Annotated in this window: 4 protein-coding genes; 3 read left to right on the forward strand and 1 reads right to left on the reverse strand. The window is 71.3% G+C overall.

The features are described 5' to 3' along the window. Nucleotides 1-3: 3 nt before the first annotated feature. Nucleotides 4-1,377 carry a pyridoxal phosphate-dependent decarboxylase family protein gene (locus tag WFJ97_RS16330; protein ID WP_247624667.1) on the forward strand — a complete coding sequence of 458 codons (1,374 nt, stop codon included), beginning with the start codon at nt 4-6 and terminating at the stop codon, nt 1,375-1,377. A gap of 9 nt (nt 1,378-1,386) precedes the next feature. Here the strand turns inward: WFJ97_RS16330 and WFJ97_RS16335 are convergent, their stop codons facing one another. Then, entirely contained in the window at nt 1,387-2,442 is a 1,056-nt protein-coding gene (locus WFJ97_RS16335; protein WP_336642252.1) for an alpha/beta hydrolase, read from the reverse strand. Between the two features lie 183 nt (nt 2,443-2,625). Here WFJ97_RS16335 and WFJ97_RS16340 point away from each other — a divergent pair, with 183 nt between their 5' ends. Further along, nucleotides 2,626-4,479, forward strand: coding sequence for an ABC transporter ATP-binding protein (locus tag WFJ97_RS16340; RefSeq protein WP_336642253.1), 1,854 nt, complete (start codon nt 2,626-2,628; stop codon nt 4,477-4,479). After that, nucleotides 4,476-6,209 carry an ABC transporter ATP-binding protein gene (locus tag WFJ97_RS16345; RefSeq protein ID WP_336642254.1) on the forward strand — a complete coding sequence of 578 codons (1,734 nt, stop codon included), beginning with the start codon at nt 4,476-4,478 and terminating at the stop codon, nt 6,207-6,209. Before WFJ97_RS16340 ends, WFJ97_RS16345 begins: the two co-directional genes overlap by 4 nt. Nucleotides 6,210-6,569: the final 360 nt, after the last annotated feature.

Genomic DNA, 6,569 nt, shown 5'->3' on the forward strand with positions numbered 1-6,569 from the left:
CCCATGGATGCTGTGCGCATGCACGCCGCCTCGGCCGAGTCGACGGCCATCGTCGACGCGGTGCTCGACTACTCCCGACGGCGGATGCTGGCGGCCGACGTGCCGCTCGACAAGCCGCAGAGCGAGGCCGAGCTCAACCGGCTCGTCGGGGCCACGATCACCGACGCGGGACTGGGGGCCAACCGGGCACTCAGCGTGTTCGAGCACATCCTCGCGCCGGCGTGCCTGACCACGAGTCATCCGCTGTACCTGTCGTTCATCCCCACCGCGCCGACCATGGCGGCGATCGCGTTCGACCTGGTGGTGTCGGCATCCGGTCTCTACGGCGGCAGCTGGCTCGAGGGAGCGGGCGCCGTGCACGCCGAGAACGAGGTGCTCTCGTTCCTGGCGAAGGAGTTCGGGCTTCCCGACACCGCGGGCGGGGTCTTCGTGCAGGGCGGCACGATCGGCAACCTGTCGGCGCTGGTCGCCGCGCGCGAGGCCGCCAAGGCGCGCCTCCTCGACGCGGGCAAGCAGCTCCCGTCGCGGTGGAAGATCGTCTGCAGCGTCGAGGCGCACTCCTCGAACAAATCGGCCGCGCGGGTGATGGATGCCGACGTGCTGCTCGTGCCGGCGGGCGACGACGGCGTGCTCCGCGCGGATGCCGTGCGCGACGCCCTCGCCGAACACGGTGACGAGATCTGCGCGGTCGTCGCGACCGGGGGATCGACGAACTTCGGCATCGTCGACGACATCGCCGGCATCGCGGCGCTGAAGGACGAGTTCGAGTTCTGGCTGCACATCGACGGCGCGTACGGACTCACCGCGATGCTGTCGCCCGAGGCGCGGCACATCTTCGCCGGGGTGGAGCGCGCGGACTCGGTGATCGTCGATCCGCACAAGTGGCTGTTCGCGCCGTTCGACTGCTGCGCCCTGATCTACCGCGATCCCGAGGCGGGACGCCGCGCGCACACCCAGCACGCCGAGTACCTCGATACGCTCACCGACGGCGACGACTTCAGCCCGTCCGACTACTCGATCCAGCTCACCCGGCGCCCCCGCGGCCTGCCGCTCTGGTTCTCGCTCGCGACCTACGGCGTCACGTCCTACCGCGACGCGGTCGGGGCGACGATGGCGCTCACCCGCCGCATCGCCGACGAGATCGCGGCACGCCCCGGGCTCCGGCTCGTGCGCGATCCGCAGCTGTCGGTCGTCGTGTTCGAGCGTGACGGCTGGGAACGCGCCGACTACGACCGCTGGTCGGCCGCCCTGCTCGACTCGCAGCGCGCCTTCGTCGTGCCGAGCTCGCACAAGGGCCGCCCGAACACGCGCTTCGCGATCCTCAACCCGCTCACGACCTTCGAAGACCTCGTCGGCATCCTCGACACCATGGCCTGACAGCGCGCCTCATCTACTCGTGTGCGCGTCCAGGAAGTCGATGGTCTTCTGCAGGGCGGTCCGGGCATCCGGCAGGTCGAGGTGGAACTGGTACTCGTGGGGGAGCGCCGGCTCGTGCGGTGCCGGCCAGAAGAGCGTCGTCACCTCGACCCCCACCTCGTCGAGGCGCTTCGCCATCGGGATCGACTGCAGCCAGGTGAGGCCGTCACCGTTGCCGCCCGAGATGTAGGTCGCGGGGAAGTCCGCGGTCACCCAGTCCACGGTCGACATCGTCGCGCCCGTCGAGTCCTCGGCCCAGGTCTTGGTGCCGGAGTACGCCCACATCGCCGACTTGAAGCCCCAGCCGGCGATCCCGTCGAGCTGCGCGAGCGCCGACAGATCGTAGACGCCGCAGTTGAGCACGGTCGCGACCAGTTGCGAGGCCTCGATCGACGGCGTGATGTCCATGATCTCGGCGTAGTCGGGACTCGTGATGAGCGTGGCCATCTGACTGGCGAGCTGGGCACCGGCGGAGTCCCCGGCGAGCACGATCCGCGTGGGATCGACGCCCAGCTCGGCGGCATGCTCGTCGATGTAGGCGAGCGCCTCGTTGAGCTGGTTCACCGCGAGCGGGTACACGCCCTCGGGGCCGATCGTGTAGTTCACGCCGATCGTCGTGTAGCCCTCGGCGGCGAGGATGCGCAGGTACGGATCGACGTTCTCCTTCGCGCCCGAGATCCAGGCGCCGCCGTGGATCCAGACGACCGTGGGCAGCGGGCCGGTGGCGGATGCCGGGGAGAAGACGTCCAGGGTCGTGTCGGCACCCCGGTCCCCGTAGGCGACGTCGAGCTGCTCGGTGAGCTCGACGTCGGGCACGTGCTTCTCCATCTCCGCCGCTGTCTCGTCACCGCCCTTGGTGAACACGGCGCGGATGATCATGGCCGACGGCCACGGAGTGAGCGAGCCGACGATCGCCACGACCGCGGCCACCCCGACGACGCAGGCGACGGCGATCTTCGTCCGCCGCCACGGACGACGCGCCTTCGCGGGTCGTGCCGGTTCTGATTCGTGGTCGTGCGCGCTCATGGGACTCCCTCTCCGCGCACCAGTGTGGCAGTACTCCGTGCGACGACGCACGCCCGGATCGACGCCGTGACCGAGGCGCGAATCCCCGGCCCCGCGAACCGGTCCGGTGGTCGACAGCACTTGTCCGCTGGGCGACACCCGCCCTCGCTAGCGTGAAGAGGGCCCCCGATTCCTGGAGTCCCGATGCCCCGCCCTGCGCCGAACCTCGCGCCGAATCCTGCTCCGACGACCGTGGGAGGGGCGTTCCGCGAGGGAGTGTGGGGGCGCGGGCGTCGGGTGCGCGCGGCGCTGTCGATCGCGGGTTTCTGCGGGCATCAACTCGCCGAGGTCATGGTGCCCGTCGCGGTGGGCGTCGTGATCGACCGGGCCATCGCTCCGCACGACCCGGTCGCGCTCGGGTGGGCGCTGGCTTTCCTCGTCGCCGTGTTCGCGGTACTGATCTGCGCGTGGCAGGTGGGTGATCGCTCCGCCACCGTCGTCTACGCGCGCGGCGAGCACGCGCTGCGGCAGGGGGTGCTCGGGCTCGCGCTGCGCCGTCGCGTGCGCCGTCCGGCCGGCGAGGTGCTGACGATCTCCTCGTCGGATGCCGGGCAGACGGCCGGGTTCTTCTGGGTGATCGCCGAGCAGGCGGCCGCGGCGACGGCGGTGCTCGTCGCGTGCATCACGCTGCTCGTCATCGCCTGGCCGCTCGCGATCGCCGTCGTGATCGGCACGCTCGTGCAGGCGTTCGTCGTGCACGCCGTGAGCGGGGGCCTGCGCCGTCGCGGATACGCGGCGCAGAAACAGGCCGCGCGGCTTGACGCAGTGAGCACCGACTTCGCGACCGGCCTGCGCGTGCTCGGCGCCCTGGGCGGGGCTCCCCGAGCGGCCGAGCGCTACGTCGCCGAGAGCGCGGTCGCGGCCGAGGCCGCCTATCGCGCCGAGAAGGCGACGGCCGGTCTCACGGCACTGAACCTGCTGGTGAGCGGTCTCGCATTCACCGGCATCGCGATGCTCGGCGGCTGGCTCGCGCTGGAGGGCACGATCACGGTCGGCGGATTCGTCACGGCGATGGGGCTCGCGCAGACGATCCGCGGACCTCTGCAGGCGCTCGGGTATCTGCCGGCGCAGATCGCGAGCAAGCACGGGTCGGCGACGCGCATCGCCGAGTTCACCGCCGAAGCGGGAATGGATGCCGCCGAAGCGGGAGCGGATGCCGCCGAAGCGTCAGCGGATGCCACCGAGGCGGGAGCAGATGCCGCCGAGCGGATGCCGGTGACGGACGCCGTCGCCGCGGCTGCAGGTGGAGTGGCCGCGGGCGGAGTGGTCGTGGGCGGAGTGGTCGCGGGCGGAGTGGTCGCGCGCCTCGATGTCGACGGGCGGCCGATCGAGATCCGCGCGGGCGAGCTCACGGGGATTCGCGCAGACCCCGCGCGGATCGCCGATCTCGCGCGTCTGTTCGGCGGACAGCGCGAGCCCGAGGTCGGCGAGCTGCTGCTGACCGGAACGGATGCCGCCCGCCTCGATGCCGAGGGTCTCCGATCCCGGGTGTTCGCCCCGCCGCACGACGCCGCGGTGTTCAGCGGCACGGCGGCCGAGAACATCGCCGATCCGATCGACGCCGCGCACCTCGAGGCATCCGCGTTCGACGAGGTGCTGCGCCGGCTGCCCGACGGTCTCGACGAGCGCGTGGGCGAGCGCGGCCTTCGGCTCTCGGGCGGTCAGCGTCAGCGCCTTCTGCTCGCGCGGGCCCTGCACCAACCGCAGCCCCTGCTCGTGCTGCACGAGCCGACCACCGCGATCGATCCGATCACCGAGGCGCAGGTCGCCGAGGGCCTCGCCCGTGACGGGCGCACGATCCTGCTGCTCACCGACCGCGCCTCGCTGCTCGCGGCGTGCGCGCGCGCGCACGATCTGAGGGACGACCGCGATCCGCGGGACGACCGCGATCCGCGAGACGACCGCGATCCGCGGGACGACCGCGATCCGCGGAACGATCCCGATCCGCGGGACGATCCCGATCCGCGCGACGACCGCGACCGGAGGGGCGACGCATGAGCGACGAGAAGCTGCCGGTCGCGAGCCGCCGCGACACCGCGCGCGGACTCCTCACGGCGCTCGGGCATCGACGGGGTCTCGTGCTCCTCGCGCTCGTGACCCTGTTCGCCGGCGTCGGGGCAGCGCTCGTCGCCCCGTGGGTGATCGGGCTCATGGTCGACCACATCGTGGCGGGCGGCAGAGGGCTGCTGCCCCTCGGACTGGTGCTCGCGGCATCCGTGGTATCGGCGGCCGTGCTCACGTGGGTGGGGCGCGTGCTGCTGGCCCGGCTGGGGCAGGGCACGATCCGCGAGGTGCGCGAGTCGGCGTTCCGCACCGCGCTCGCCCAACCGACGTCGCGGATCGAGGCGGCGGGAACCGGCGATCTGGTCGCGCGGCTCTCGGGCGACGTGCGTGCGGTGGGTGAGGTCGTCGAAGAGGCGTTGCCCGCCTTCCTGACCGCGGTCTTCGGGATCGTGCTGAGCCTGATCGGCATGGGGGCGCTCGACGCGCGCTTCGCACTGGCGGCCCTGTGCGCCGCGCCGGTGCAGTTCTTCGCGCTGCGCTGGTTCCTGCGCCGGTCCGCTCCGATCTATCGCGCGCATCGCACGGTGGTGGCCGAGCGGGGGCAGCGCACGATCGAGGCGGTGCGCGGGGTCGACACCGTCGTCGCGCTGCGCACCGAGGAGAGGCACCTGGCCGGGATCGCCGAGGCCAGCGAGCAGGCGATCGGGCTCGAGGTGCGCGCGACGCGGGTGCGCAACGACTTCAACGTCTTCCTCAACGGGGCCGAGTTCCTGGGGCTCGCGGCCGTCCTGGTGACGGGGTACTTCCTCGTCGCGGGCGGTCTGGTCGAGCTGGGCGCCGCGACCGCCGCCGCGCTCTACTTCCTCGGGCTCTTCGGACCGATGAGCAGCCTGCTCTACCGGATCGACGACCTGCAGGATGCCGGCGCCAGCCTCGCACGCCTGTTCGGAGTGATCGGCCTCCCCTCTCCCGCGCCGCGTATGCAGGAGAGGCCCGCCCGTCGCGGAGCGATCGACGTCGAGGGGCTGCGCTTCGGACATCGTCCCGATCGTGACGACCTCGCCGGTGTCTCACTGCGCGCATCGGCGGGCGAGAGGATCGCGGTGGTCGGGGCGAGCGGTGCGGGCAAGACGACGCTCGCCCGCGTGCTCGCGGGTGCGCTCCCCGTGGGCGGGGGAGACGTCCGCCACGATGGCCGCGCGATCGGGGAGTGGCACCCGCACGACCTGCAGGATGCCGTGATCATGCTGAGCCAGGAGCCCCATGTGTTCGCGGGCACGGTGCGTGACGACCTGGGGCTGTTCGCGGATGCCGACGAGGAGCGGGTGCTCGCGGTCATCGACGCGCTGGACGCGCATTGGATCCACCGCCTGCCCGAGGGGCTCGACACCCCGGTGGGGGAGTCGGGGCATCCGCTCACCCCGGGGCAGGCGCAGCACCTGGCGCTGGTGCGGGTGGCGCTGTCGGATGCCTCGGTCGTGATCCTCGATGAGGCGACGGCGGAGGCGGGGTCGGCCGACGCCGAGATACTCGACGACGCGGCGGCCCGGGCGATCGGTGCGCGCACGGGGATCGTGATCGCGCACCGGCTCACCCAGGCGGTGACGGCCGACCGCATCCTGGTGATGGAGGACGGGCGGATCGTGCAGTCGGGAACGCACGCCGACCTCGTCGAGACGCCGGGACCCTACGCGCGGCTCTGGGCGGCGTGGACCGCCTGGTGACCGGCGTTCCGCGGAAAATCGGGACGACACGCCCGGCCGACGGGCCGGATTTGCCCGACCCCCGGAATCCACGTAAGTTATTACCTGTTCGCCCCACAGGGAAGCGGAAAGGCCGAGAGCCTCACCCCCCTCAAGCGGAGAACCACCCCCCGAATCCACATCAACTCTTCTGAGTGTTCTGGATGAAGGAACTGCCTCATTCCGATGAGCAAGTCGCCGAAACGCGATTTGACAACAGGAACGAGATCAGTAAGATAGAGAAGTTGCCCTTCGGGCCTGGTTGTGATGACTGGGTCGTGGGAGCATCCGATCCTTGAGAACTCAACAGCGTGCACTTGTCAAATGCCAAATAACCTCGAT

This window comes from Microbacterium sp. USHLN272, assembly GCF_037149655.1.
GTDB classification, from domain to species: Bacteria; Actinomycetota; Actinomycetes; order Actinomycetales; family Microbacteriaceae; genus Microbacterium; species Microbacterium galbinum.

Excerpts from the sequence above, each read along its gene's own strand:
- WFJ97_RS16330 (WP_247624667.1), top strand. The coding sequence starts at position 4 with ATGGATGCTGTGCGCATGCACGCCGCCTCGGCCGAGTCGACGGCCATC.
- WFJ97_RS16335 (WP_336642252.1), bottom strand. The coding sequence starts at position 2,442 with ATGAGCGCGCACGACCACGAATCAGAACCGGCACGACCCGCGAAGGCG.
- WFJ97_RS16340 (WP_336642253.1), top strand. The coding sequence starts at position 2,626 with ATGCCCCGCCCTGCGCCGAACCTCGCGCCGAATCCTGCTCCGACGACC.
- WFJ97_RS16345 (WP_336642254.1), top strand. The coding sequence starts at position 4,476 with ATGAGCGACGAGAAGCTGCCGGTCGCGAGCCGCCGCGACACCGCGCGC.